Here is a 23,164-nt window from a genome sequence, read left to right as displayed (position 1 = left end):
TCATAAAAATCTCCCAAGCTTAATAAGTTTGGGAGGTTTTGGCTTTATTTAATTTTAGTTTTTATTATGTCAAATTTTTCTTCTAAAAGTAGTTTGTATAATTCTTTAACTTCATTCCAATCTTTTGCTTTATACTTGGTCGATATTTCATTAAATGTTATAATTAAATCTAAAGATTTTGAAGTCTCAATAACATTTTCAAAATCATCATCAGAAATTATTGAAACCCAAAAAATACCATGTTCATCATCGGATTCATTAATTTCTATTATAGCTTTTTCAATATCAGAAAATGTAATATTATCTTTATTATAGCCTTCTAATAATTGGATGTAGTTTTCGATCATACAAATTAGTTTTTACTTATCAAACCCATTCGGATATTCGCCTTTTACAAGCTCTATTTTCGCTTCTACAGCTTTTTGTAAATCTTCTTGATATTTGATTAATCTTTCTTGCAAAGTTGGATTAGTCGCACCTAAAATACGCGCAGCCAAAATTCCTGCATTCTTCGCCGCATTCACTGCAACCGTTGCAACCGGAATTCCATTTGGCATTTGCAAAATAGATAAAATAGAATCCCAACCATCAATCGAATTAGACGATTTAATTGGAACACCAACCACAGGAAGCGGCGTAATAGACGCAACCATTCCTGGTAAATGCGCAGCACCACCAGCTCCAGCGATAATAACATTTATTCCACGTTCATGTGCTGTTTTTGCATAATCAAACATACGTTGTGGCGTACGATGTGCCGAAACAATTGTTAATTCGAAAGGGATATTTAGTTCTGTTAATAGATCGGCTGCTTGTTTCATGATAGGCAAATCGCTATCACTTCCCATTATAATTCCTACCATAGTTGTTACTTTTTTGCTACGACTTTTACCGTTGCATTGACTTGTTTTATGTTTTGTTTTAATTGTTCTAAATCATCGTTCACCAATGTAACGTGCCCCATTTTTCGACCTGGTTTTGTGATAGTTTTTGCGTACCAATGCAAAAATGTTCCTGGAATCGTCAATAATTCTTCAATATTTTCGATTTCTGCTTGTCCAGTTTGTCCTTCAGCACCAATCAAATTGACCATTGCAGAAGTTGTAAACAATTTTGTAGAACCAAGTGGTAATTGCATTAACGTTCTTAACATTTGATCGAATTGTGATGAATAAGCCGCTTCAATTGTTGAATGTCCAGAATTGTGAACACGAGAAGCAGTTTCGTTTACCCAAATCGATTGATCTTTGTTTAAGAATAATTCAACTGCGAAAACTCCTGGAGATTTCAATGCTTTTACAACATCTCGCGCAATTTGTTCCGCTTTATCAGTGATTTCTTTCGGAAGTGTAGAAGGCATCAATAAATAATCTAACAAATTATATTCTTCGTTGATGACAAATTCTACTGTTGGATAAGTGACAATATTTCCTAAATGATCGGCAACCGTAACAACCGCAATTTCACGATCTAAATCGGCTGGCGTTTCGAAAATTGAAGGAGCTTGAAGCATTTTATCCAAATCAGCTTCAGATTTTAGGAACTGAACACCTTTTCCATCGTAACCATCTTTTCGAGATTTTTGAAAAATTGGATAACTGATGTCTTGTTTCGATTCTAAATCTTCCCAATTATCTAATCCAAGATAAGGCGCAGTTGGAATATTATTATTGACATAAAATTCTTTCTGAATTCCTTTGTCTTGAATAATCGCTAAAGCTTCAGGATCTGGAACAACGTGTTTTCCAATTGATTTTAGATAACGTAATGCTTCAACATTTACGTGTTCGATCTCAATTCCGATGGCATCTAAATCTTTTCCAAATGCAACAACCGTGTCATAATCTTTGAAATCGCCTTGTACAAAATGATGTGCATGTGGCGCGCAAGGTGCATCAGCAGCTGGATCTAAAATACTAATCTCGCAAGGATATTGCAATGCATTTTGCAAAAACATATACCCCAATTGTCCTCCTCCTAAAATTCCGATTTTTATCATATTGCGAAGTTAATGAATAATATAATTTCTATTTTTACGAGAATTAAAAAAGTATTGACGAGATGTTAACAAAATGGAGTAGAATTTTATTTTTTGTATTTGCTGGAATTTATTTGACGAGTAAGAGTTTTTATCAATATTTTGTATTCGATATGCTGGTACAATATTCTATGTATGCGCTGATTATTGCTTTTTTCTTGTGTTTGATTTACAATTATTCGATTCGAAAAGAAGAAAAGAAAAATATTTTATGGTTGATTCCTTTGGTTGCGATTCCGATTATTACGTACAAAAACATAGGAAATTTCTATTTTGGAGAAAATGCAAAAGGAGAAAAATCGAATTTTAAAATTACGTCGATCAATATTTTTTCTCAAAATGAAGAATTTCAACATCTAAAAGATTATTTAGCTAAAGATAAAAGTGATGTAATTGTTTTACAAGAATTAACGCCTGCTTGGCAAAAACATGTAGAGTTTATCCGAAAAGAATATCCATATTATAAAGAAGAGGTGAGAAGTAACAATTTTGGAATTGCGATTTATTCTAAAATTCCATTCTCTAAAGTATCTACAAAAAATTATATTGATGAAATGCATCCGTCTATTTTAGCGGAAATTATTGTAGACGCTAAGCTGGTAAGCATTTTAGCAACACATCCTGTTCCGCCTTTACCAAATCAGGCTCGTTTTGAAAGACGAAATAAACAATACGAATTGATGAAGCAAGAAATTGATGCTTTACCGAATGAAAATATCATTTTAGTTGGCGATTTGAATTCAACAGTTTATTCTCCGAACTTCAAATTGGTGCAATCGGATAAAATGAAAGATGCTCGTTCTGGTTTTGGATTGAATAATTCTTGGAATGCTTTTATTCCAATTTTCCGCACAAATATTGACCAATGTTGGGTTTCGAAGAAAATAAAAGTGACCAATTTTTATCGTGGAGATGATATAAAATCAGATCATTTTCCGATTGTTGCAGAACTGAAAATAGATTAAGAATTTGGGTTAATTTTTAAATTTCAAAAAAAAGATTACCTTTGAAATTCAATCGAAAGGGGTGCTTCTTTACAAGAGGCTGAGATTACACCCAAAGAACCTGGGCAGGTAATGCTGCTAAGGGAACTGGTACTTCACCAAATTACATTCGCGCGTAAATTATAAAAGTGTAAGATGGCTCCTTTCATAATATTTTTTAAAATTAATTATGAAAAGGTCGATTTTTTTATTGTCATTATTTGGTGCATCTATTCTTTATGCACAAGAAAAAGATTCTATTCAAAAAGAAGAAATTCAATTAGGAGAAGTTTCAATTGTCGAAAAACTTCCAATTACAGTTGAAAAGGTAACTGATAAAATGTTACAAAAGAAGAATTTGGGGCAAGATGTTCCAACTTTGTTAAATTCTGCTACGTCTGTTTCTATAACTTCCGATACAGGAACGGGAATTGGTTATTCATCGATTAAAATTCGTGGACTTAATGAGCAATCAATCAATGTTACATTAAATGGAATTCCGCTTAATAATCCTGAGTCTCAAGGTGTTTTCTGGGTGAATATGCCAGATTTGGCTTCGTCTACAAGTTCTATGATGATTCAGAGAGGAGTTGGAACTTCATCAAATGGAATGGCTTCTTTTGGAGCAAGTGTTAACATCGAATCTCAAAATCCGTCTACTATTCCTTTTGCAGAAGCAAATATTTCTTTCGGAAATTATAAAACGCAAAAGTATACAATTCAGGCTAGTACTGGAAAAATACTAAACAATAAATTGAGTATTGATGGACGTTTTTCTAAGATAAATTCGGATGGCTATGTAGACAGATCTTGGTCAGATTTAATCTCTTATGATTTTACAGCTCTATATGAATTAAATGAAAAAACAAAGTTTAGATTTCAGAATATGTTTGGAAAAGAGCAAACATATCAAGCATGGAGTGGTGTAGATGCTGAAACTTTAAAAAATGATAGAACATATAATTTTGAAGGAGAGATTTTAGACGAAAATGGAAAGGTTGAAGGTTTTTATAAAAATCACACCGATAATTATCGTCAAAATCATTATTTTCTTTCGTGGTTACAAGATTTTGGGAATAATTGGAAATCAAATTTAACATTTCATTATACAAAAGGTAAAGGATATTACGAGAGCTATAAAAATAATCGCAATTTGAAACGTTATAAATTGGATTATTTATCGTCAGAAAAAAGAAATTTAATCAATCGAGAATATCTTGATAATGATTTTTATGGTTTTAATCTTGAAGTTGAAAATCAAAAATTAAACGATTTCAAAGTATTTTTCGGATTATCTGCAAACGAATATGATGGCGATCATTATGGAAATGTCTTATGGGTAAAAGGCACAGATTTTAAAGATAAGGATTTCAAATATTACAACAATCGTTCTGTGAAAAAGCAATTGGCTGCTTATGCGAAAGTATTGTATCAATTGAATAAATTTGAATTGTTTGGTGATTTGCAATATCGTTATGTTGATTATGATGCGAAATATTTGCCAAATGGAGAAAATGATTTGGAAGATTTTAGACCTTTTTCGGATACATTCAATTTTGTGAATCCAAAAGCTGGAATAAATTTTAAAATCAATTCTTCAAATGTATTGTATGCTTCTTATGGTATTTCACATCGTGAGCCTTTGAGAAATGATTATGTAGATTCTAAATCTAAACCAAAAGAAGAATTTCTACAAGATTATGAATTTGGTTATAGAAAAGTAGGAAAACTTTCTTTGAATGCAAATTTGTATTATATGGACTACCAGAATCAGTTGGTTGCAACAGGAGAGTTAAATGAAGTAGGTGCAAGAAAGCGTGTTAACTCTGGAAATAGCTATAGAAGAGGAATAGAGTTGGATGCGAATTATAAAGTTATTCCGAATCACTTGAATATTTTTGGAAATTTAACTTTAAGTCAAAATAGAAATATAAATTACGAAGAGGAGGTTTGGGATGAAAAAGGAATTTCTTCTATAAAAAATTATGGAAAAACAAAAATTTCGCTTTCACCAGATGTGATTTCTGCTTTCGGTTTTGAAGCTGTTCCTTTCAAAAATGTATTGATTAATTTGACGAATAAATATGTTGGTGAACAATATTTATCAAATACAGAACCAGCAGATGGAAAATTAGATAGTTATTTAGTTTCGGATCTTTTGATTCGATATTCGCCAAAAGTAAAAGGAATTAAAAACCTTGAATTTTCGTTCTTGATTAATAATTTATTTGATGTAGAATACGAATCAAACGGTTATTATTATGGAGGAGGATATTATTTTCCACAAGCCGGAATTAATGTTTTGGGCGGAGTTGGAATTCGTTTATAAAAAGCTAAAAGCTCGAGAATTTCTCGAGCTTTTTTTATTCTTCAATATATTCAAGAGGAATATGCCAAATTTCGGTTTTATTTTTTTCTCGAAAGAAATCTAAATGTCCAATTTCATCTAATCCATATTCTTTTGGAATGATATTCAAACGTTTTTTCTTCGCATTTTTCAAAACTAATTTCCCAAATAAATCTACAGATTTTGGCGTTGCCATAAAATCATCATCCAAACTAATGATTAAAACAGGTTTTGTAATCTCTTCATACAAATTTTGCGTTTCATCAGCGTAACCTAGAATTGAAGTTTCATTCAGAATTAATTTTCGCCAATCTTTTGCGATCCCGATTGGAATTGGTTCGCCCATTCCAACTTTTTGAGAAGGAAAAAACCCGTAAAAAGCAGATAAAATAGGAATCGCAATGCGAAAAAAGAAATTCACTTTTGGTTTATCCTTTTGATGAAAATTTTTGATATAGCCATATTGAGAACCAATCGTTACAATTTTATCATAAACTTTGTAAGCGCGTGTCAAACCAATCATAATTCCACCGATACTATGACCAATTAAAAATTTTTCGTGATTGGGATAAAATTCTTCGATATATTGTGTCAAACCTAAAAAATCTTTATCGGCCCAATCTGTAAAATGCGCTTTAAAATCTTTTAACTTTTTGGGTTTAGAATCGCCGATTCCGCGATAATCATACGTAAAAACCAAATATCCCTTATTAGCTAAATACGTTGCATATTTGGCATAAAAAGTTTGTTTAACACCAATTGCAGACGAAATGACAATGATTTTTTTGGTTGCGTTGTTTTCGCCAAAAGAGGTTACGGCAATTGGATATTTGTCGGAAGCTTCTAGTATGAATTTTTTCATTCTTTTTATTTGATAAGGTAAAAAATATACCTTTACAAGGTAAATCAATCTTATGAAAAAAAATATTTTAATTCTATTAATCTTATTCTCTTCAAAAATGTTTTCTCAACAATTAAAACCTGATAATGTGATTGGTTTTTGGAAATTACAAGAATCGGGCTTTTATGAAAATGGCAAAAAAGTGTCTAAAGAATTTGATGATTGCCGGTTAATGAGAAATTATACAATTTGGGATAATGGATATGCTATTTATAACTATGTAGAAGGAAGTAATGGCAATTGTTTTCCTAGTGAGCCTCGATTAACATTGTGGCGAATTGTTGATAATAGAATTCAATTTTACATTGATGATTATATTTTTGAGGATAGAATTGTGAAAATTAATCAAGATAAAACGATAACTTTTGAAACATATATTGATAAAAAAATTGTAGATTCTGATAAGAAATTTGAGAAAATAGCAAATACAATCAGTTATGATATTTTACGTAAACAATAAATAAAGAAAATAAGTTTTCAGGTTTATTTTTTATATTCACTTTACGTCATTCAAAATCTTTATTTTTACCACATAATTATTGAACCGAATGAAAAATATATTCAGCCTATTTTTAGCATCAATTTTATTGCTTTCAGTTTTTTCGTGCAAAGAAGACGATTCGTTGGCAATATCGCAAGATCAATTGTTGCGATCTGGAAAATGGCAATTGAAAGAAATTAGAAAAACGAAAGGGAATATAACGGAAACAGACAAGTTGTTGTCTTGTGAGCGACAGTCTACATTAGATTTTTCGGATGTTACGAATTATAATTCTAACATGTATAAAACCGAAAAAGGAAATTGTGTACAAGAACAAACGACAGGAACGTATGTGTATAATACGTCTAAAACAAAACGTTTGTTAACGATGTCTCTGAATGATACAACGTACAATTATTATGTGAAGCAGTTAGATCCAAAATATTTGATTTTGCAAGATACGTTGAGTAAAGTAGATACGATAAAGCTTCGTTTGCAAGTTTTTGAAATTGTAAAATAATAATGAAAATACCTTCCATTTTGGAAGGTATTTTTTATTCGAACATTTTTCGTGTAATAAAATCTTTGTCTAAACTCCAAGCGCGTGCAGGAGAATATTCACGTCCATAATAAATGATTTGAATATGTAATTTGTTCCACAACTCTTTTGGAAAGATTTTCTTCGCATCTTTTTCTGTTTCCTCAACATTTTTACCTTTTGTCAATTTCCATAATTTCATCAAACGATGAATATGTGTGTCGACAGGAAAAGCAGGATGACCAAACCATTGAGACATCACAACCGAAGCGGTTTTGTGTCCAACACCAGGTAATTCTTCTAATTCTTCAAAACCTTCTGGAACTTCGCCATCGTATTTTTCGATTAAAATTTCAGATAATCGTTTGATATTTTTGGCTTTTGTGTTTGATAAACCAATTTCGCGGATATAATATTTTATTTCATCTACTTCTAATAACGACATTGCTTTTGCGTTAGCAGCTTTCGCAAATAATTCGGGTGTTACTTGATTCACTTTTTTATCTGTTGTTTGGGCAGATAATAAAACGGCGATCAATAATGTAAAAGCATCTTGATGGTCTAATGGAATTGGTGGAACTGGATATAATTTTTCCAATTCATCAATCACAAATTGGATACGCTCTTTCTTTAACATCATAAGTTCTGAAACTTTTTGTGTAAAAATAATGAAACATCTTTAATTATGCTTTAAATAATCAGCCACAAGCTTTCTTACAAAAAAATAAAAGTAAATATTTAGCGACTTATTTTGGCGTTGTATAACATTACATTTGTAGTATAAATAAAAGATTAATTAGTTAAATCAGTTACGATTCAAGATTTAATCATTATTTTTACGAGAAGTTCTAAAGACAAATCAAGATGTTAAAAATAGGAGATAAAGTTCCAGATTTTAAAGGAATTGATCAAGATGGAAACGAAGTTTCGTACCAAGATTTTGCAGGAAAAAAATTAGTCGTTTTCTTTTATCCAAAAGCAAGTACACCAGGTTGTACAGCCGAAGCATGTGATTTACGCGATAACGAAAATGCGTTGAAGGCGCAAGGTTATCATTTGGTTGGAGTAAGTGCAGATTCTGTGAAAAGACAAAAGAATTTTGCTGAGAAAAACAATTTACGTTTTCCTTTGCTTGCAGATGAAAATCATGAAATTCTGAATGCTTTCGGTGTTTGGGGACCAAAGAAATTTATGGGACGCGAATTTGATGGAATTCATCGTACAACGTTCATTATTGATGAAAAAGGAATGATTACGGATGTAATTGAAAAAGTGAAAACAAAAGAACACGCAAAACAAATTTTAGAAAAATAAAAAATAATATAATGAGCGATTTAGACAATAAAAAGAAAGCGTTACAGCTAATCTTAGATAAGATGGACAAAGCTTACGGAAAAGGAACTGTAATGCGTATGGGAGATTCGGCTGTTGATGATAAAATAGAAGTAATTCCTTCTGGATCTTTGGGATTAGATTTAGCGTTAGGAGTAGGAGGTTATCCTCGCGGACGTGTTATCGAAATCTATGGGCCAGAATCTTCTGGTAAAACAACATTGACATTACACGCTATTGCTGAAGCGCAAAAAGCTGGTGGTATCGCTGCTTTTATTGATGCTGAGCATGCTTTTGACCGTTATTATGCAGCGAAATTGGGTGTTGATGTAGAAAACTTAATTATTTCTCAACCAGATAATGGTGAGCAAGCATTAGAAATTGCAGATAACTTAATTCGTTCGGGAGCGATAGATATTATCGTAATTGACTCTGTTGCGGCACTTACTCCAAAAGCGGAGATTGAAGGTGAAATGGGAGATTCTCGTATGGGATTACAAGCGCGTTTGATGTCTCAAGCTTTACGTAAATTGACAGGAACAATTAATAAAACGAAATGTACAGCGATTTTCATTAACCAATTACGTGAAAAAATTGGTGTTATGTTTGGTAATCCAGAAACAACAACTGGTGGTAATGCCTTAAAATTCTATGCATCTGTACGTTTGGATATTCGTCGTTCTACTCAAATCAAAAATGGAGATGAGGTAATCGGAAATCATTCGAAAGTAAAAGTGGTTAAAAATAAAGTTGCTCCTCCATTCCGTCAAGCAGAATTTGATATTATGTATGGTGAAGGAATTTCTAAAGTTGGAGAAATTTTGGATATGGGTGTTGAGAAAGGAATTGTAAACAAATCTGGTTCTTGGTATTCATACAACGATAGCAAATTAGGACAAGGTCGCGATGCTGTAAAAGAAGTATTGAAAGATAATCCTGAATTGGCAGAAGAAATTGAAGCTAAAATTGTCGCATTAATCAAAGGTGAGCCAGTAGATGGAAAACCATCAGTTGATAATCCAGCTGACGAAGCAGAATTATTTGCTGAAGATTAATTCGAAAGAATTTTTATATAATGATAAAAACCTCTCAATTTTGAGAGGTTTTTTTGTTATTTTGTATAATTAATAAAAAAGCCGTCCTCATCTCCAAATGAAATTCTTAAACTATTTTTTGTTAATATTTCGATATTTTCTATTTCAGTATCATTAGTGTTATTTTCTGTTAAGGTAATTTGTTTGTTTTTTAAACTCCATTTTCCTTCAGACGGGCTATGATAACAAGGGTCATTTCCTCCACCTTCATAAAAATCATTATAATAAGTAAAATTTTTATTAAAAGTTATACTTGTTTTAGAATCACATTCATTGTATTCTTCAATTATTTCTTTTCCATTCAAATAATATCCAGAGTTTTTAATCTGCCATTTACCAATTAATAATTCTTCATGCGATTCTACATTAGAATCATCATCGTTATTACAAGATGCGAAAAATGTAGTCGCTGAAAGTGTAGCAAATAATAATAGTTTTTTCATAAGTTATTTTTTGATTGGTAATAAAGCTATGAAAAATGATATTAATTAAACGTTTTTAAGTATTTATAATAAAAAACCATTTCTGTAGAAGTGGTTTGTCATGTTGAATTTATTTCAACATCGCATATTGTTTATGATGAGAATGAAACGAATTCAGAATATTCATATTTATTAGTTAAATAGTAAAGCTTTTAAGTAGGGAGGTATTAATAAAAAAAAAGACAATCAGATTGATTGTCTTTTTTGCTCCTCCTCTTGGGCTCGAACCAAGGACCCTCTGATTAACAGTCAGATGCTCTAACCAACTGAGCTAAGGAGGAGTATCGTTATCGATATTGTGTTGCAAATATAGAGCAAATTTTATTACTTCCAAATCTTAAAAGTATTTTTTTTCGTTCTACAAGTCGCATCAATAGGCAACTCTTTGAAAATGAATTAGAAATAATTTAAAAAAATTATTCATAATGACGAAAAATTCCTTGTTGTGTTGCCGTCCACAACGGCGCTTCTTTGTTTGCTTCTTTTAGTGCGTTTGCTGCCCACGTATTACACGTAAAAAATAAGCTATAACTTCTTTTTGCTTCGTAAAACGAATCACTATCTCCATAAACAGCATCTGTTTTTATTAATTCGACTTTGTTATTTTGATCCAAATTAAATGATTGCTTGATGTAAACAATTAATTTTTGATACTCTTCTACACTCAAATCAACTCTTTTACAATCTTCACTCTCAGTCATATTATCATAAAAAGTAGTATGCATCGCCGAATCTCCTAACCAAAATGCAGCGTTGAAAGCTGTAGAAAATTTAAGATCTTTCCATTCTGGTGTATCCAAATAAAAGCCTTTATCTCCCCAACCAAAGGCAATATATTTGTATTCTTTTTTCGATTTTGTATCCGAAAAAAGCACAAAAGTAGACCAATCAATCGCTTCAGATTTTACAGGAACTACAATGTCTGTGTGTACACCATTTGTCAAAATATACGCAGTAATTTGATCGTTAAGTTTTTGTTTTTCTTTGTTCACTGGAATCATTGGTAACAAAACTACCGCAAGCAGATACACCACAATTAGTAAAACTAAAAGGCCTAAAGTTTTGAGTAGAATTCGGAAGACTTTTTTCATAGTATTAAGTTGAATAACGAATATAAAAAGATCTGTTCAAATAGTTGAACGGATTTTTTTATATAATTTAGGTATATTTATCTTCAAACCGATTACATATGAAATATTTATTGTTAATTTTTTTTCCAATATTTAGTTTTGGTCAAGAAAAATTCAAGGTTGAATATGAAGTTCGTAAGTTCATGAATTTCGGAAAAACAGAACAAGATTTAGAAACTGAAAAACGTTATTCTCGACCATTATATATAGAATTAACTGGTGATAATAATCGTTGTTCTCAAAAACAAATTGTAAAACTTGATAATTCTCAAGGAGCTACAAGCAATTTAAATTACATTGGCGGCTACAAAGACTTAGAAAGTTATTATGATTTTGATAAAAATTATTTAAAGGTTTCAAGAGAAATGGATAATAAATTGTACTTGATAAAAGTAGATTTCACTAAAATAAATTGGAATTTGACTCGAGAAACTAAGGTTATAAAAGGATTTAATGTTAAGAAAGCAATATACGAAGAAGGTGATTTATTACTCGAAGCTTGGTATGCTACAGAAATAAAATCGAAATGTGGACCTAATAATTATAATAATCTTCCTGGATTAATATTGGAGATGAGAAAATCATTTAAAACCGTTCCTGATCAATATATGACATATAAATTAGAATCTATTCAATTGGATAATTCATTAAAATTTACTGAACCTAATAAAGGAAAATTAATCAATCAAGAAGAGTTTAAAAAACTTGAAAGTGAATATAAAAAAAGAGTACAAATGATGGTCGACGCAGAAAACTCTAGCGGAGGAGTTGAAAAAGATTAATTAAAAACAAAAACCTCGCAATTGCGAGGTTTTTCTTAATTTGATTCGTTGTAAAGTGTATTATGATCTTTGTCCAAGAAATTAAATTGTAAGTATTTGTACGCATCTCTTGGTACAATCTTAATCCACTTTTTATGCTTAAAAAACCATTTCATCTGAATGCTTGGCAATCCATGTTGTAAATAAGCAGCTACGAAAGGATGCACGTGTAACGACATTTTTCGTAAATCCTTATCTTTTCTGTCAAGGATATTCAAGAGCACTTGTTCAATTTTATCAATTGTAACGATAGGTGCTTCAACTTCATTCGATTCTTGGTTAGGATTTTCTTCAGTTGTAACAAAATTCACCTCTGGGCGAACGCGTTGTCTTGTAATCTGAATTAATCCAAATTTACTTGGTGGCAAAATCTTATGTTTTGCTTTATCTTTCGCCATTTCAGCTCTCAGATGTTCAAACAATTCTTTTTTATGTTCTACATCCGTCATGTCAATAAAATCGACCACAACAATTCCTCCCATATCACGTAATCGCAACTGACGTGCAATTTCAGAAGCAGCAATTTTGTTTACGGCAAAAGCTGAATCTTCCTGATTTTTAGAATTTCGAGAAATATTTCCCGAATTTACATCAATTACGTGTAACGCTTCTGTGTGTTCAATCACAAGATATGCACCTTTAGATTGTGGAATAGTTACCGTTTTACCAAAAGCTTGTTTAATTTGTCTTTCGACATTAAACTTCTCAAAAATTGGAACAAATGGATCGTCGTATTCTTTTACCAAATTAATTTTATCTGGTGCAATAACTTCCAAATATTCGCGCATTTCGTCAGCTAATTCGTCATCATCAACAGAAATTTTAATAAAATCATCATTAAAATTATCTCTCAAAATAGAAGAAGCTCTGTCCATTTCGCTAAGAATTTTAGCTGGCGCTTTCTTTTTTTGAAGATTTTTGAAGATTTGAGTCCATTTGTTTAACAAATAAGCCAAATCTGCTTGTAATTCTTCTGCATTCTTCTCTTCAGCAACTGTTCTGATAATAACTCCGAAGCCTTCTGGTGTTAAACCTTCTAAAATTTTGATTAAACGATCGCGTTCTGGTTTTTGTTTGATTTTTTGTGAAATCGAAACACGTTCCGAAAATGGAACTAAAACTAAATATCGACCAGCAATTGAAATTTCAGAAGTAATTCTTGGTCCCTTCGTATGGATTGGTTCTTTTGTAATTTGAACCAAAACGGAATCACCTGGGGCAAAGATTTCTGTAATTTGTCCATCTTTGTCAATCGGTTCTTCCATACGGAAGTTCTTCAATTTTTCGGTTTTGTACGTGCCATTTGCTACAATTTTGTTGTACGCATTTGACGAACGTATTTGTGGACCTAAGTCATGATAATGTAAAAATGCATCTTTCGAATAACCAATGTCAACAAAGGTTGCATTTAAACTAGGAGCTAATTTTTTGATTTTACCCAAGTAAATGTCGCCAACTGCAAAGCCATCATTTGCAGTATCTTGATGAAATTCCATCAAGCGACCTTCATCTAAAACTGCGATGCGTACTTGATCAGCTAAGGCTGAAATCACTAATTCTTTACTCATCAAAAAATTATGTTTTTAAAAATGATAAAAGCACTTCCCAAAATTTCCATTGAAAAGTGCTATCTTGTAAAAAGACTAAATTATTAATAGCTTAGCTACTAATTATTTTTTCTTTTTGTGTCTGTTAAGACGACGACGTTTTTTGCGTTTGTGCGTCGCTACCTTATGTCTTTTACGTTTTTTTCCGCTTGGCATGATACAATTATTTTATTGTTATTTGATTACGTTTGCTTCGCTAGTCTTTACATCTTCGATGAAAGTTTTAGCTGGTTTAAATGTAGGAACGTTGTGTGCTGGGATAATGATAGAAGTACCTTTTGTAATGTTTCTACCTGTTTTTTCAGCTCTAGTTTTAATAGTAAAAGAACCAAATCCTCTTAAGTATACATTTTCTCCTTCTACTAATGATTTAATCACCTCCTCCATAAACGATTCTACCACTCTTTGAGTATCGCTTTTTTCAAGTCCTAATTTACCTGAAATGTTATTTACTATTTCTGCCTTTGTCATAATTCCTCTTATTATTCTTAAATTTGAAAGCGGGTGCAAATATAACGATAGTATCCCAACAAAAAAAGATTTTTTCAGTTTTTATGAACTTCAACTATCTGATTTTGTCATATTTTGACAAAAATAAACGAGATTTACCTTGGCGTCATACAAAAGACCCATTTCACATTTGGTTGTCGGAAATTATTCTCCAACAAACAAGGGTTGACCAAGGTATGAAATTTTACAATAATTTCATACAAGAATTTGAGACTATTTTCGATTTGGCAAACGCCGACGAACAAAAAGTCCTAAAACTCTGGCAAGGACTGGGTTATTATTCCCGTGCCAGAAATTTACACTTCACGGCAAAGACGATTGCTGATGAGTTAAATGGACAATTTCCGAATAATTTCAAAGATTTAAAAAAGCTAAAAGGAGTAGGAGATTACACTGCTGCTGCAATTGCATCTATTGTATATGATGAATCTGTGCCTGCTGTAGACGGAAATATGTTTCGAGTTTTTGCGCGATATTTCAATATTACAGATGATATAAGTTCGCCAAAAACAAAGAAGATTTTCTGGGATTTGGGCTTAGAAATCATTGATAAAAAACGTCCGGGTGATTTTAATCAGGCGGTGATGGATTTGGGAGCAACGATTTGTACTCCAAAACAACCAAAATGCGAAATTTGTCCATTTAACGAATCTTGTGAAGCGCTTCGATTGAATAAAGTCAATGAATTGCCTATAAAATTGAAAAAGACAAAAGTTTCGAATCGTTTTTTACACTTTATTCTCATCGAAAATGAAGATAAAATTGCCTTGTCTAAACGAATTGGAAATGATGTTTGGAAAAATTTATTCACTTTTCCAAAAATCGAAACCGAAACTGATTTATTAGACAAAGGTTGGATTTTAGATAAAAATCTTGAAAATAATCTAACTTTTATCGAAGAAGAGAAACATATTTTATCACATCAAAATTTATTTATAAAATATTGGAAATTAAATGTATCTTTAAGAGATATAACAAATTTGCAAGCCGAAAATGATTTTGAAATGATTGCTTTAAACGATCTCGAACATTATCCGCTTCCAAAACCAATAGAAAAATTTATAAATAAACATTATTTGGATTAACTTTGTAAGTAACAAGCCACTAAAAACCTATTACAACTATGAATGGAACAACAAATAAAGTACTTTTGATCGGAAATTTGGGTGATGATGTAAAATTGCATCATTTTGACGAACAAAATTGTATTGGACGATTTCCTATTGCAACGACAGAGTCTTACATCTCGAGAACAGGAGAACGAATTACAGAAACAGAATGGCACAATATTGTGACACGCAATAAATTGGCAGAATTATGTGATCGTTATCTGAAAAAAGGAGATAAAGTTTTTGTTGAAGGACGCATCAAAACGCGCAAATGGGACGATAACGGACAAACGCGTTATACAACAGAGATCGTAGCAAATTCAATCGAGTTTTTGACACCAAAAATTGACAATGAACAACGTCAAGCCATGCAAAATGATCAGAACAAAGTTCAGCAAAGTCAACAAAACACAACAGTTGTCGAGCCACCTTTTATAGATGAAGGAGAAGACGATTTGCCTTTTTAGAAATTAAAAAATTAAATGAATTTTAAAAAACTTAACGTTTTACGTTATACAATGAATTTTAAAACTATAATAGCATTATGTAGTAGTGCTATTTTTTTTGTGTCGTGCAATAAAAGCGAGGAAGTTGCCAAACCTTTAGGACAAGTTCGCCTCGAATATCCGCAACAAACTTATCTGTCTTTCAAAGAAAATGTACCCTATACTTTTCAATACTCAAACTTTGGGAAGGTCATTATGGGTAAAAAACCAAACTCTTTCAATATTGTTTATCCAAGAATGAAAGCGACAATTTACCTGACATATTTTCCAGTTCAGTCTCCACAAGATTTAATCGTTCAAATAAAAGAAAGTGAAAGTTTTGTGCAAGAACAGACGGTTAAAGCCAGTTTTATCTCGCCACAAGAATTTTCTTTTCCAGAAAAAAAGGTTTTTGGTACTATGTATGAATTAGGAGGAGAATCAGCGATTAATATTCAGTTTCATGCGACGGATAGTGTGAAGAATTTTTTAGCAGGTTCGGTTTATTTCAAAACTCAACCAAAACCCGATTCTTTAGCTCCAGCAGTTGATTATATCAAAAAAGATGTAAAAAAATTGTTAGAAACCTTAGAATGGAAAAAATAAACCGCTTTGATAAATAAATTCGATTAATTTTGTAATCGTTTAATAAAATTAGAACATAAATAAATTTAAAACAATATGTTAATACAGATAGCTACCTTAATGCTTAGTTTGATGCTTTTAGTAATGTTGCACGAACTAGGACATTATGTAACAGCGCGATGGTTTGGCGTTCGTGTCGAACGTTTCTTTTGTTTTTTCGATGTGAAATTTGCCATTTGGAAAAAGAAAATTGGTGATACTGTTTACGGTATCGGTTGGTTGCCTCTTGGAGGATACGTAAAACTTTCGGGAATGATTGACGAAAGCATGGATTTGGAACAAATGAAACAAGAGCCAAAACCGTGGGAATTCCGTGTAAAACCAGCTTGGCAACGATTAATTATTATGTTAGGTGGTATTATTGTAAATATCATTTTAGCGATGATTATTTATACTATTTTATTTATTTCTCAAGGAAAAAGCTTTGTTGATGTAAACAAAATGCAATATGGAATCGAAGCGAATGCAACGCAAACTAAATTCGGCTTGCAAAAAGGTGATATTCCAGTTGGTGTAAATGGTGTTAAATATCAAGCATTAAATGAAATAGGAAAAGAAGCCTTGTTGGGTGGTGAAACTTTAGATGTAAAACGTCAAAGAAAAGAAGTTTCTTTACCAATTACAGAAGATTTCAGAACTGAAATTTTAAACGCTAAAGGCGCTTTCTTTATTCCTCAAATGCCAACCGTTGTGGATTCTGTTGTTGAGAATAGTGCAGCACAAAAAGCAGGTTTATTAAAAGATGATAAAGTAATTGCTATTGATGGTTTCACAACACCTCTATTTTCAGATTTAACAAATAAATTAAAAGAATACAAAGGAAAAACAGTTTCTTTAAGTGTTGAAAGAAAAGGCGAGCCTGTAGAGTTGATGGTAAATGTAGATAAAGATGGAAGCATTGGATTCCTAAGATCAACAGCATATTTAGATTCATTAATTTCTAAGGAAGATTATACAATTGGTGAAGGAATCGCAAAAGGAATTGTAGAGCCATTTGAAGCGATTGCAACGCAAGTTCGTGGAATTGGGACATTGTTCCAAGTAAAAGACGGTCGTAAGCAAGTTGCTGGACCAATTGGAATGGTAAAACAAATGCCAAAAGAATGGAACTGGTTATTTTTCTGGTCATTTACGGCAATGATTTCTGCTTGGTTAGCATTTATTAACTTATTACCAATCCCAGGTTTGGACGGTGGACATGCCGTTTTTGCTATCTATGAAATGGTGACAGGTAAAAAACCAAGTGAAAAAGTTTTAGAAAAAGCACAAATGGTTGGAGTTGTAATTATCTTAGGATTAATGGTATTCATCTTCGGGAACGATATTGTGAATATGATTTTTAAATAAATTTTAAAATATTTTTTGTGGGTGTAAAAAATACTTCTATATTTGCACCCACAATTAAGCAACATTCCTCCTTAGCTCAGTTGGTTAGAGCATCTGACTGTTAATCAGAGGGTCCTTGGTTCGAGCCCAAGAGGAGGAGCTTTTTTAGTGAAACGTCAAACAAAGACTTAAAAATAAAATTTTAAAATATCGGATTTTCCTCCTTAGCTCAGTTGGTTAGAGCATCTGACTGTTAATCAGAGGGTCCTTGGTTCGAGCCCAAGAGGAGGAGCGGTGTAAATCAGCCACTTACAGATTTGTAAGTGGCTTTTTCTTTCTTTATCACGAATATAAGTTTCCTTATTTATTGTTGTATTAGTAGATGTTTTCTTAACTAGAAGATTATATGAAAGATTTTTATACTGTCATTTTTATCGTTGTTTTACTTTTCACAATACTTATTCCTTTTTATCTATCTGGTCGAGTGTGGTTTGTATTCAACCCTTTTTCTCTAAGTTTATCACACTCATCTTTTCTTTATGAATCTGTTGGACGGATAAAGTTGATTTCCTGAATGAGCTCAGAAAAATTTTGGTATAAACCTATATTCCACATTATTCTGCTAATGTTTGAAATTTTAGCTTTAGGCATTTAGGTTCATTGTATATTAATTGTGTGAATCTCCACTTCATCGTAAACCAAATTAGAGAAGAGGGCACGTTTTATAAGTGGAAAAAGGCTTATGATGAACACGAAGAATGCATAATGAAGTCACACTAGAAATTTTTTCTTCCATTTGGCAACCGTATTCCTACTCAAATTAAAATGGCTTGCCAATTGACTATTATTTAAATTATGTTTTTTCTGATAATCCAATATTTTAATGATATCGGATTTGAAGTAAGAACGAAGCTTTTGGTTGTGAGATGGATTTGTACCGAATATTTTTTCATTGAGTGAAATGATATCTAATACTGATAAATTTTCTTTCTTGATTATTTGGCTACATACCTCTTTTTTCTCAGGATATTTCTTTGTAAGAATATCTGAATAAATACGTTTGTAGTTGGGTATTGTTATGTGTATTTTTTGATCCATTTGTATAGCGTTGTTTTGGGTATATTGTATTGTTCTATTACTTGAATTTTTGTCATTTCTCCTGATGAAATCTGTTCCAAAATAAAGTCTATGACTTCTTTGGTATAAATGTTTTTGCGAAATTGAGGTAATATTGTTTTTTTATTTGCTTGTAGTTTTTTACTTGGTTCTCTTGAAGGTGGTGAATACAAAATAAGGTGTTGGGAGTAAAGACGGAAAAAATCGTATTCTAAAATTTTACTCCATCTCAATAAAGTCTCTGAGTCCAAGCTTTTTGCTTGATACATTTCCTGTATTTCTGCTTCAGTGCATTTCAGGAAATTACATATACGGGATAGTTCTATTCCGCTTTCTGTAACTCTTTTTTCAATCATTTGTCCGATATGGATGTTTTTGAAATTCATTTTTTTATATAAAAAAACCGCAACAGCGTAGCTGCTGCGGAATCATTTGTGTTTTCTATTAGTGTACAATCTTCATAATATCTCCAGTACGGTAGATGGTTCCTGCTTCTAATCCTCCTGCAATTGCAGCTGCATTATCTGCATATTCTGGTACACCGCCTTGCACTTTGATACCGCCTGCAAAACTTAATACCAATTGCTGTTCTTTAGTGCTAGTAGCACCATTACCAATCGCCATGGCATCCCTGTGCGAAGCCGTATTGTTTCTACCTGCGGCAAATGAGAAGTCTCCCGATACGTTATTGAAGCTACCAAAAGCTTGTGCCATATTTCCTGACATATCATTGCGGTATCCAATTACCGCATTATAAGAATAACCAGATACATTATTTTGCGCACCACTTACAAAATGGTCATAACCAGTGGTAATGTTATTATCATAACCAAACGCTACACCACCTCTTGTACTTGCAATATCGTTGAGGGTACCTGTGGCAAAAGCTCCTATGGATGTAGCTGTAGTTGTATTTTCTTTTCCTACTATTAGGGAGAAATTTGCAGCATTGGTATTTAATGTACCAAAGACAGCAGCTGATTCACCATTTGAAGTATTGGTACTACCGGCTATGACACTATATCTTCCACCGCTATTTATCGTATTATTGATACCTAATGCCACTGAACTTACGCTGGTTGTAGTGCCATCGATTTTATTTCCAAAACCTGCCATAAAGACATGGCTTGCATTAGTAGTGTTTGATTGTCCAAAAACAGTACCTGTTCCTCCACCACTAATTATATTTCCCTGTCCACCTACAGCCCATCCTGAAGAAGCATTAACTTGATTATTATATCCGCCAACAATAGAAAATGCGGTTTTTTCAATGATGTTTGTCGAACCATAAATCAAATTGTCGTTGCTAATACTACCTGTTGAGCTGTTCACTTTATTTGAACTACCAAATACGGCAGAATTGGGACCTTGTACAATATTATTAGTCCCTACAGCAATAGAATTAGCACCAACTGGAGACGTGCCATCAACTTCTAATGCACTTGGAATACCTCCACGAATGGAACCTCTTACATCTAATTTTGTGATAGGTTTTGTTGTTAAGTCATTAGGAATTCTACTGGCTATAAGCACATCACCGTTCTGATCAATAAGCATTCTGTTTGCACATGTCGTAGCATTAGGATCACAAGTTCCAAATGTCAAATCAGCAGCCGCGTTTGTTCCATCACCTCTATAAATTGACCGAATGTAAGAACCTTCAAGAATACTGCCATCTGCTTTCATTCCTCTAAAACCTATTTGGGAAAGAAAATCTCCATTTTGTGTAGCAGCTGGGGTAGCAACTGTACCTCTACCTCTTTGGAGATATAGACTAGGTGCACTTGCGTAAGTTCCATTGTTATAGGATTGTATATAGATATCGTCGTCGTTTCCTCCTTTATCATCATTTATAATATGTAAAGCAGTTATCGGATTTTTAGCACCGATTCCTACACGTCCCATTTGATAAATATCCTGTGTATTTTCTGTAGCGGGTTGGTTATTAGCAGCATTGTACCAAGGTTCTGTACTACCTCCAGAAACCGGAGTTGACCAATACAGCTGTGCTGTATCGGATGATGCTCCGTCTGTAGTCAAGACTTGTCCTGCCATACCTTGCTTTGTCGGAAATTTATAGCCACTACTTATTCCTGTTAATGTATCATCAAATAAAAAAGCTATACCCCCACCTACATGACTGTTTCTAATCCGGCTCACACTTGACCCGTCTTGTGAACGAAGTTCCATTTGGTTTGGCTGCAATTGAATATTTGTGATGTCGTCTCCATCTCCTTCCTGTATATATGTAGAGCCCAGCCATTGGTTAAATGTTGAAAATTTAGTAGCTGTCCCACCTAATGTTATGGGTAATTGTCCACCTTCTGTCATTGATATGTGATTGATTCCGAGTGTTTGGTCAGCTGTGGCAATGGTACTGTAATAATCTCCCATATTCCAAACACCGAGAACATTACCTTTGACATGTAAATTTGCCTGTGTTGCAGATCCCGCAAAATCTCCCACACCTACGTTTCCGTTTTGGTAAATGTTCTGATTGTTGTCATTGGCTTTTGTGGTCGTATTTTCTACATACCAAGGTTCTATACCATCTTCTTTTCCAACTTTCACCCAAACGGTACCGTCAAAATAGTAGTAGCCGGCTTGGGTTACGTTAACGGTTTTAGCAGTAGTTGGAGAGGCTGCAGATTTTGCATACACAATCGCACCTAATTGGTCTGCGGTGTAGAGTGCATCTTTAGCAGAAAGTTCGTTACCTTCTAATCGTGGTGCGATGAAGCCGTCGATGCGCTCGGGCATATCGGGCGAAGCAACCACATCAAGTGTGGCTTTTGGTGTTTCTGTATTGATACCGACTTGTGAGTAGGCAAGGGAGCTGATGGTTAATGCTCCTAAAAGAATTATATGTTTTTTCATTTTTTTATTGTTTAAAGTTGTTTAATAATTGTTTTGTTTAAATGTTTTGGATTGGATTACTTGTGTGTCATTCCGACAAAGGAGGAATCTCAAATTCTTCATTTCGCTACACTCTGAATGACAGTGAGATGCTTCCTTCGTCAGCATGACATTGAGATTCCTCGCTTTGCGTTGCGACGCTCTAAATGACACTCTTGTCATTCCGACAAAGGAGGAATCTCAGATTCTTCGCTTCGTTACACTCTGAATGACAGTGAGACGCTTCCTTTGTCAGCATGACATTGAGATTCCTCGTTTCGTTATGCTCTGAATGACAGTGAGATGTTTCGACAAGCTCAGCATGACAAGGGTGGTGGTCGGGTTTTGTGAGTTGTGCTGAAATGGTTGTTTTCGTAATGAATAGTGTTGTCGAAATCAGGTTTTTCTGTATTGTATATATTTTTTTCTATAAAAAAAGTTTGTGCTGTAATCCCCAATTCTTTGTATTGATAGATAACAACTGCCAAAGTGCTTTCAGCTCCTGTAGAGGAGAATTTTTCGGAAATGGGTTGGCTTGTGATTTTGTAAGCGGGTTTTCCTGTTTTTGCTTTTTCGTTTTTTGTTACATGTTTATGTGTACTATCTACATCTAAAACGTTTTGCTTGTGGTGTACAGGTTTTTCTTTAGGAGATGGAGTTGAATTTGCAACGAGTATAATGCTGTTCTCTTTGTAAACGGTTACTGCATTATGATTTCCTACAATTTCTTTTTCCGTATAGATATAGGTGTTTTCACTTATACTTAACGTAGTATTTCCTGAAACGTAAATTTGTGCTGAAACGGAATTGGAAATTACCCAAAGAAAACACACAAAAAGCTTTCCCCAAAATGGAGAAAACTTTTGTGGTTTCCGGTTAAGGTATTTGTGTTTTCAAAATCGTGAGCAAATAAATTTAGGTTGGTTAAATTTTGCTCTGCTAAAGTAGGTACGCAAATGCCTGTATGAAAGACAAACACCTTGGGAATTCTGAATTTCCAAGGTGTTTTAAATGATTTATATTGTTGTTTTATAGTTAATTAGCTATTGTTTTGTGAGAGTGTTTGTGTAAGTTTTTAATCAGAAAAATGAGAATAAAATCATCACTGTATTATCATTTTAAGTCTTGTAAAATGGCTTCTTTCAGGAAAGATGAGGGCGACATCCCTGTAGTATTTTTAAATATTGTAGTAAAAGTATTGTAAGAAGAAAACCCACATACTTCTGCCAAATAGGTTATTTTGTATTTACGAAACTTGGGGTCAGTAGCAATTTTTTTACAGATATAGTCAATCCTTAGCTCATTGATATAGGTATTATAATTT

25 protein-coding genes, 3 tRNA genes and 1 riboswitch are annotated in these 23,164 nt (G+C 32.8%); of the genes, 13 read left to right on the top strand and 15 right to left on the bottom strand.

What is annotated here, in order from left to right; all coding sequences use genetic code 11:
• Window positions 1–44 precede the first annotated feature (44 nt).
• The 3 genes from N5D03_RS12895 to N5D03_RS12885 are packed head-to-tail and all read right to left on the bottom strand — an operon-like array spanning window position 45 to window position 1,999.
• Window positions 45–347 (bottom strand): hypothetical protein, encoded by a 303-nt coding sequence (locus N5D03_RS12895; RefSeq protein WP_125349911.1) that lies wholly within the window; start codon window positions 345–347, stop codon window positions 45–47.
• A 12-nt stretch (window positions 348–359) separates the two neighbouring features.
• Complete coding sequence (gene purE / locus N5D03_RS12890; RefSeq protein WP_115002168.1) at window positions 360–863, bottom strand: 5-(carboxyamino)imidazole ribonucleotide mutase; 504 nt, start codon at window positions 861–863, stop codon at window positions 360–362.
• A 5-nt stretch (window positions 864–868) separates the two neighbouring features.
• The gene (locus tag N5D03_RS12885; RefSeq protein ID WP_280037948.1) at window positions 869–1,999 is read right to left on the bottom strand and encodes a 5-(carboxyamino)imidazole ribonucleotide synthase; all 1,131 of its coding nucleotides are present in this window, start codon (window positions 1,997–1,999) and stop codon (window positions 869–871) included.
• 62 nt (window positions 2,000–2,061) lie between these two features.
• Here N5D03_RS12885 and N5D03_RS12880 point away from each other — a divergent pair, with 62 nt between their 5' ends.
• Entirely contained in the window at window positions 2,062–3,003 is a 942-nt protein-coding gene (locus N5D03_RS12880) for an endonuclease/exonuclease/phosphatase family protein (RefSeq protein WP_280051875.1), read from the top strand.
• A gap of 47 nt (window positions 3,004–3,050) precedes the next feature.
• Window positions 3,051–3,145, top strand: a riboswitch (TPP riboswitch).
• 66 nt (window positions 3,146–3,211) lie between these two features.
• Window positions 3,212–5,350, top strand: coding sequence for a TonB-dependent receptor (locus N5D03_RS12875; protein WP_280051874.1), 2,139 nt, complete (start codon window positions 3,212–3,214; stop codon window positions 5,348–5,350).
• Between the two features lie 34 nt (window positions 5,351–5,384).
• Here N5D03_RS12875 and N5D03_RS12870 read toward each other — a convergent pair whose 3' ends face one another.
• The gene (locus N5D03_RS12870; protein ID WP_280049216.1) at window positions 5,385–6,230 is read right to left on the bottom strand and encodes an alpha/beta fold hydrolase; all 846 of its coding nucleotides are present in this window, start codon (window positions 6,228–6,230) and stop codon (window positions 5,385–5,387) included.
• Window positions 6,231–6,282: 52 nt separating this feature from the next.
• On the opposite strand from N5D03_RS12870, the gene N5D03_RS12865 reads away from it, so the two are divergent.
• Together N5D03_RS12865 and N5D03_RS12860 are read left to right on the top strand one after the other, a co-directional pair.
• Window positions 6,283–6,729, top strand: coding sequence for a lipocalin family protein (locus tag N5D03_RS12865; RefSeq protein ID WP_219034256.1), 447 nt, complete (start codon window positions 6,283–6,285; stop codon window positions 6,727–6,729).
• Window positions 6,730–6,817: 88 nt separating this feature from the next.
• Window positions 6,818–7,270, top strand: a complete 453-nt coding sequence (locus N5D03_RS12860) for a lipocalin family protein (protein WP_219034255.1) — start codon at window positions 6,818–6,820, stop codon at window positions 7,268–7,270.
• Between the two features lie 34 nt (window positions 7,271–7,304).
• Here the strand turns inward: N5D03_RS12860 and nth are convergent, their stop codons facing one another.
• Window positions 7,305–7,925 (bottom strand): endonuclease III, encoded by a 621-nt coding sequence (nth, locus tag N5D03_RS12855; RefSeq protein WP_038333161.1) that lies wholly within the window; start codon window positions 7,923–7,925, stop codon window positions 7,305–7,307.
• A 221-nt stretch (window positions 7,926–8,146) separates the two neighbouring features.
• Between nth and bcp the strand changes: the two genes are divergently transcribed.
• Window positions 8,147–8,602, top strand: coding sequence for a thioredoxin-dependent thiol peroxidase (gene bcp, locus N5D03_RS12850; RefSeq protein WP_125349907.1), 456 nt, complete (start codon window positions 8,147–8,149; stop codon window positions 8,600–8,602).
• An 11-nt stretch (window positions 8,603–8,613) separates the two neighbouring features.
• A complete protein-coding gene (gene recA, locus N5D03_RS12845; RefSeq protein ID WP_038333157.1) occupies window positions 8,614–9,675 on the top strand; it encodes a recombinase RecA in 1,062 nt (353 codons plus the stop codon).
• A gap of 56 nt (window positions 9,676–9,731) precedes the next feature.
• Here the strand turns inward: recA and N5D03_RS12840 are convergent, their stop codons facing one another.
• The 3 genes from N5D03_RS12840 to N5D03_RS12830 form a co-directional block, all read right to left on the bottom strand.
• A complete protein-coding gene (locus tag N5D03_RS12840) occupies window positions 9,732–10,157 on the bottom strand; it encodes a lipocalin family protein (protein ID WP_125349906.1) in 426 nt (141 codons plus the stop codon).
• A gap of 246 nt (window positions 10,158–10,403) precedes the next feature.
• A tRNA-Asn gene (locus N5D03_RS12835) sits at window positions 10,404–10,477 on the bottom strand.
• 135 nt (window positions 10,478–10,612) lie between these two features.
• Window positions 10,613–11,287, bottom strand: a complete 675-nt coding sequence (locus tag N5D03_RS12830; RefSeq protein ID WP_125349905.1) for a TIGR02117 family protein — start codon at window positions 11,285–11,287, stop codon at window positions 10,613–10,615.
• Window positions 11,288–11,385: 98 nt separating this feature from the next.
• Here N5D03_RS12830 and N5D03_RS12825 point away from each other — a divergent pair, with 98 nt between their 5' ends.
• The gene (locus tag N5D03_RS12825) at window positions 11,386–12,108 is read left to right on the top strand and encodes a GLPGLI family protein (RefSeq protein ID WP_125349904.1); all 723 of its coding nucleotides are present in this window, start codon (window positions 11,386–11,388) and stop codon (window positions 12,106–12,108) included.
• 35 nt (window positions 12,109–12,143) lie between these two features.
• Here the strand turns inward: N5D03_RS12825 and N5D03_RS12820 are convergent, their stop codons facing one another.
• Together N5D03_RS12820 and N5D03_RS12815 are read right to left on the bottom strand one after the other, a co-directional pair.
• A complete protein-coding gene (locus tag N5D03_RS12820) occupies window positions 12,144–13,715 on the bottom strand; it encodes an Rne/Rng family ribonuclease (RefSeq protein WP_038334846.1) in 1,572 nt (523 codons plus the stop codon).
• A 213-nt stretch (window positions 13,716–13,928) separates the two neighbouring features.
• Window positions 13,929–14,225, bottom strand: a complete 297-nt coding sequence (locus N5D03_RS12815; protein ID WP_019975652.1) for an HU family DNA-binding protein — start codon at window positions 14,223–14,225, stop codon at window positions 13,929–13,931.
• A 104-nt stretch (window positions 14,226–14,329) separates the two neighbouring features.
• On the opposite strand from N5D03_RS12815, the gene mutY reads away from it, so the two are divergent.
• The 6 genes from mutY to N5D03_RS12785 all read left to right on the top strand — a co-directional run bounded on the left by mutY (window position 14,330) and on the right by N5D03_RS12785 (window position 18,121).
• Window positions 14,330–15,349, top strand: a complete 1,020-nt coding sequence (mutY, locus tag N5D03_RS12810) for an A/G-specific adenine glycosylase (RefSeq protein ID WP_280051873.1) — start codon at window positions 14,330–14,332, stop codon at window positions 15,347–15,349.
• Between the two features lie 38 nt (window positions 15,350–15,387).
• Window positions 15,388–15,840 (top strand): single-stranded DNA-binding protein, encoded by a 453-nt coding sequence (ssb, locus tag N5D03_RS12805; RefSeq protein WP_038334855.1) that lies wholly within the window; start codon window positions 15,388–15,390, stop codon window positions 15,838–15,840.
• A 15-nt stretch (window positions 15,841–15,855) separates the two neighbouring features.
• Window positions 15,856–16,464 (top strand): gliding motility lipoprotein GldD, encoded by a 609-nt coding sequence (locus tag N5D03_RS12800; protein WP_260392386.1) that lies wholly within the window; start codon window positions 15,856–15,858, stop codon window positions 16,462–16,464.
• Window positions 16,465–16,539: 75 nt separating this feature from the next.
• A complete protein-coding gene (gene rseP / locus N5D03_RS12795) occupies window positions 16,540–17,850 on the top strand; it encodes an RIP metalloprotease RseP (protein WP_114998341.1) in 1,311 nt (436 codons plus the stop codon).
• A gap of 65 nt (window positions 17,851–17,915) precedes the next feature.
• A tRNA-Asn gene (locus tag N5D03_RS12790) sits at window positions 17,916–17,989 on the top strand.
• Between the two features lie 58 nt (window positions 17,990–18,047).
• A tRNA-Asn gene (locus tag N5D03_RS12785) sits at window positions 18,048–18,121 on the top strand.
• Between the two features lie 479 nt (window positions 18,122–18,600).
• Here the strand turns inward: N5D03_RS12785 and N5D03_RS12780 are convergent.
• From N5D03_RS12780 to N5D03_RS12760, 5 genes are all read right to left on the bottom strand, one after another.
• On the bottom strand, window positions 18,601–18,927 hold the full coding sequence (locus N5D03_RS12780; RefSeq protein WP_125349901.1) for a helix-turn-helix domain-containing protein: 327 nt from the start codon (window positions 18,925–18,927) through the stop codon (window positions 18,601–18,603).
• Window positions 18,906–19,331, bottom strand: coding sequence for a transposase (locus N5D03_RS12775; RefSeq protein ID WP_125349900.1), 426 nt, complete (start codon window positions 19,329–19,331; stop codon window positions 18,906–18,908). The genes N5D03_RS12780 and N5D03_RS12775 overlap by 22 nt, the downstream gene beginning before the upstream one ends.
• Window positions 19,332–19,389: 58 nt before the next feature.
• Complete coding sequence (locus N5D03_RS12770; RefSeq protein WP_280049207.1) at window positions 19,390–21,822, bottom strand: hypothetical protein; 2,433 nt, start codon at window positions 21,820–21,822, stop codon at window positions 19,390–19,392.
• Between the two features lie 335 nt (window positions 21,823–22,157).
• Complete coding sequence (locus N5D03_RS12765) at window positions 22,158–22,673, bottom strand: hypothetical protein (protein ID WP_280038171.1); 516 nt, start codon at window positions 22,671–22,673, stop codon at window positions 22,158–22,160.
• A gap of 280 nt (window positions 22,674–22,953) precedes the next feature.
• A partial coding sequence (locus tag N5D03_RS12760; protein WP_280051872.1) for an AraC family transcriptional regulator occupies window positions 22,954–23,164 on the bottom strand: 211 nt, incomplete at its 5' end.

This window comes from Empedobacter sp. GD03861 (genome assembly GCF_029840885.1).
Taxonomy (GTDB): Bacteria; Bacteroidota; Bacteroidia; order Flavobacteriales; family Weeksellaceae; genus Empedobacter; species Empedobacter falsenii_B.
Note: the sequence above shows the minus strand (reverse complement) of the source record. Positions and strands in the feature narration are given on the sequence as shown.

Excerpts from the sequence above, each read along its gene's own strand:
- rseP (WP_114998341.1), top strand. The coding sequence starts at position 16,540 with ATGTTAATACAGATAGCTACCTTAATGCTTAGTTTGATGCTTTTAGTA.
- recA (WP_038333157.1), top strand. The coding sequence starts at position 8,614 with ATGAGCGATTTAGACAATAAAAAGAAAGCGTTACAGCTAATCTTAGAT.
- N5D03_RS12800 (WP_260392386.1), top strand. The coding sequence starts at position 15,856 with ATGAATTTTAAAAAACTTAACGTTTTACGTTATACAATGAATTTTAAA.
- nth (WP_038333161.1), bottom strand. The coding sequence starts at position 7,925 with ATGTTAAAGAAAGAGCGTATCCAATTTGTGATTGATGAATTGGAAAAA.
- N5D03_RS12865 (WP_219034256.1), top strand. The coding sequence starts at position 6,283 with ATGAAAAAAAATATTTTAATTCTATTAATCTTATTCTCTTCAAAAATG.
- purE (WP_115002168.1), bottom strand. The coding sequence starts at position 863 with ATGGTAGGAATTATAATGGGAAGTGATAGCGATTTGCCTATCATGAAA.
- N5D03_RS12780 (WP_125349901.1), bottom strand. The coding sequence starts at position 18,927 with ATGGATCAAAAAATACACATAACAATACCCAACTACAAACGTATTTAT.
- N5D03_RS12895 (WP_125349911.1), bottom strand. The coding sequence starts at position 347 with ATGATCGAAAACTACATCCAATTATTAGAAGGCTATAATAAAGATAAT.
- ssb (WP_038334855.1), top strand. The coding sequence starts at position 15,388 with ATGAATGGAACAACAAATAAAGTACTTTTGATCGGAAATTTGGGTGAT.
- N5D03_RS12830 (WP_125349905.1), bottom strand. The coding sequence starts at position 11,287 with ATGAAAAAAGTCTTCCGAATTCTACTCAAAACTTTAGGCCTTTTAGTT.
- N5D03_RS12820 (WP_038334846.1), bottom strand. The coding sequence starts at position 13,715 with ATGAGTAAAGAATTAGTGATTTCAGCCTTAGCTGATCAAGTACGCATC.
- N5D03_RS12775 (WP_125349900.1), bottom strand. The coding sequence starts at position 19,331 with ATGAATTTCAAAAACATCCATATCGGACAAATGATTGAAAAAAGAGTT.
- N5D03_RS12880 (WP_280051875.1), top strand. The coding sequence starts at position 2,062 with ATGTTAACAAAATGGAGTAGAATTTTATTTTTTGTATTTGCTGGAATT.
- N5D03_RS12840 (WP_125349906.1), bottom strand. The coding sequence starts at position 10,157 with ATGAAAAAACTATTATTATTTGCTACACTTTCAGCGACTACATTTTTC.
- N5D03_RS12770 (WP_280049207.1), bottom strand. The coding sequence starts at position 21,822 with ATGAAAAAACATATAATTCTTTTAGGAGCATTAACCATCAGCTCCCTT.
- N5D03_RS12815 (WP_019975652.1), bottom strand. The coding sequence starts at position 14,225 with ATGACAAAGGCAGAAATAGTAAATAACATTTCAGGTAAATTAGGACTT.
- N5D03_RS12860 (WP_219034255.1), top strand. The coding sequence starts at position 6,818 with ATGAAAAATATATTCAGCCTATTTTTAGCATCAATTTTATTGCTTTCA.
- N5D03_RS12825 (WP_125349904.1), top strand. The coding sequence starts at position 11,386 with ATGAAATATTTATTGTTAATTTTTTTTCCAATATTTAGTTTTGGTCAA.
- N5D03_RS12870 (WP_280049216.1), bottom strand. The coding sequence starts at position 6,230 with ATGAAAAAATTCATACTAGAAGCTTCCGACAAATATCCAATTGCCGTA.
- N5D03_RS12875 (WP_280051874.1), top strand. The coding sequence starts at position 3,212 with ATGAAAAGGTCGATTTTTTTATTGTCATTATTTGGTGCATCTATTCTT.
- N5D03_RS12885 (WP_280037948.1), bottom strand. The coding sequence starts at position 1,999 with ATGATAAAAATCGGAATTTTAGGAGGAGGACAATTGGGGTATATGTTT.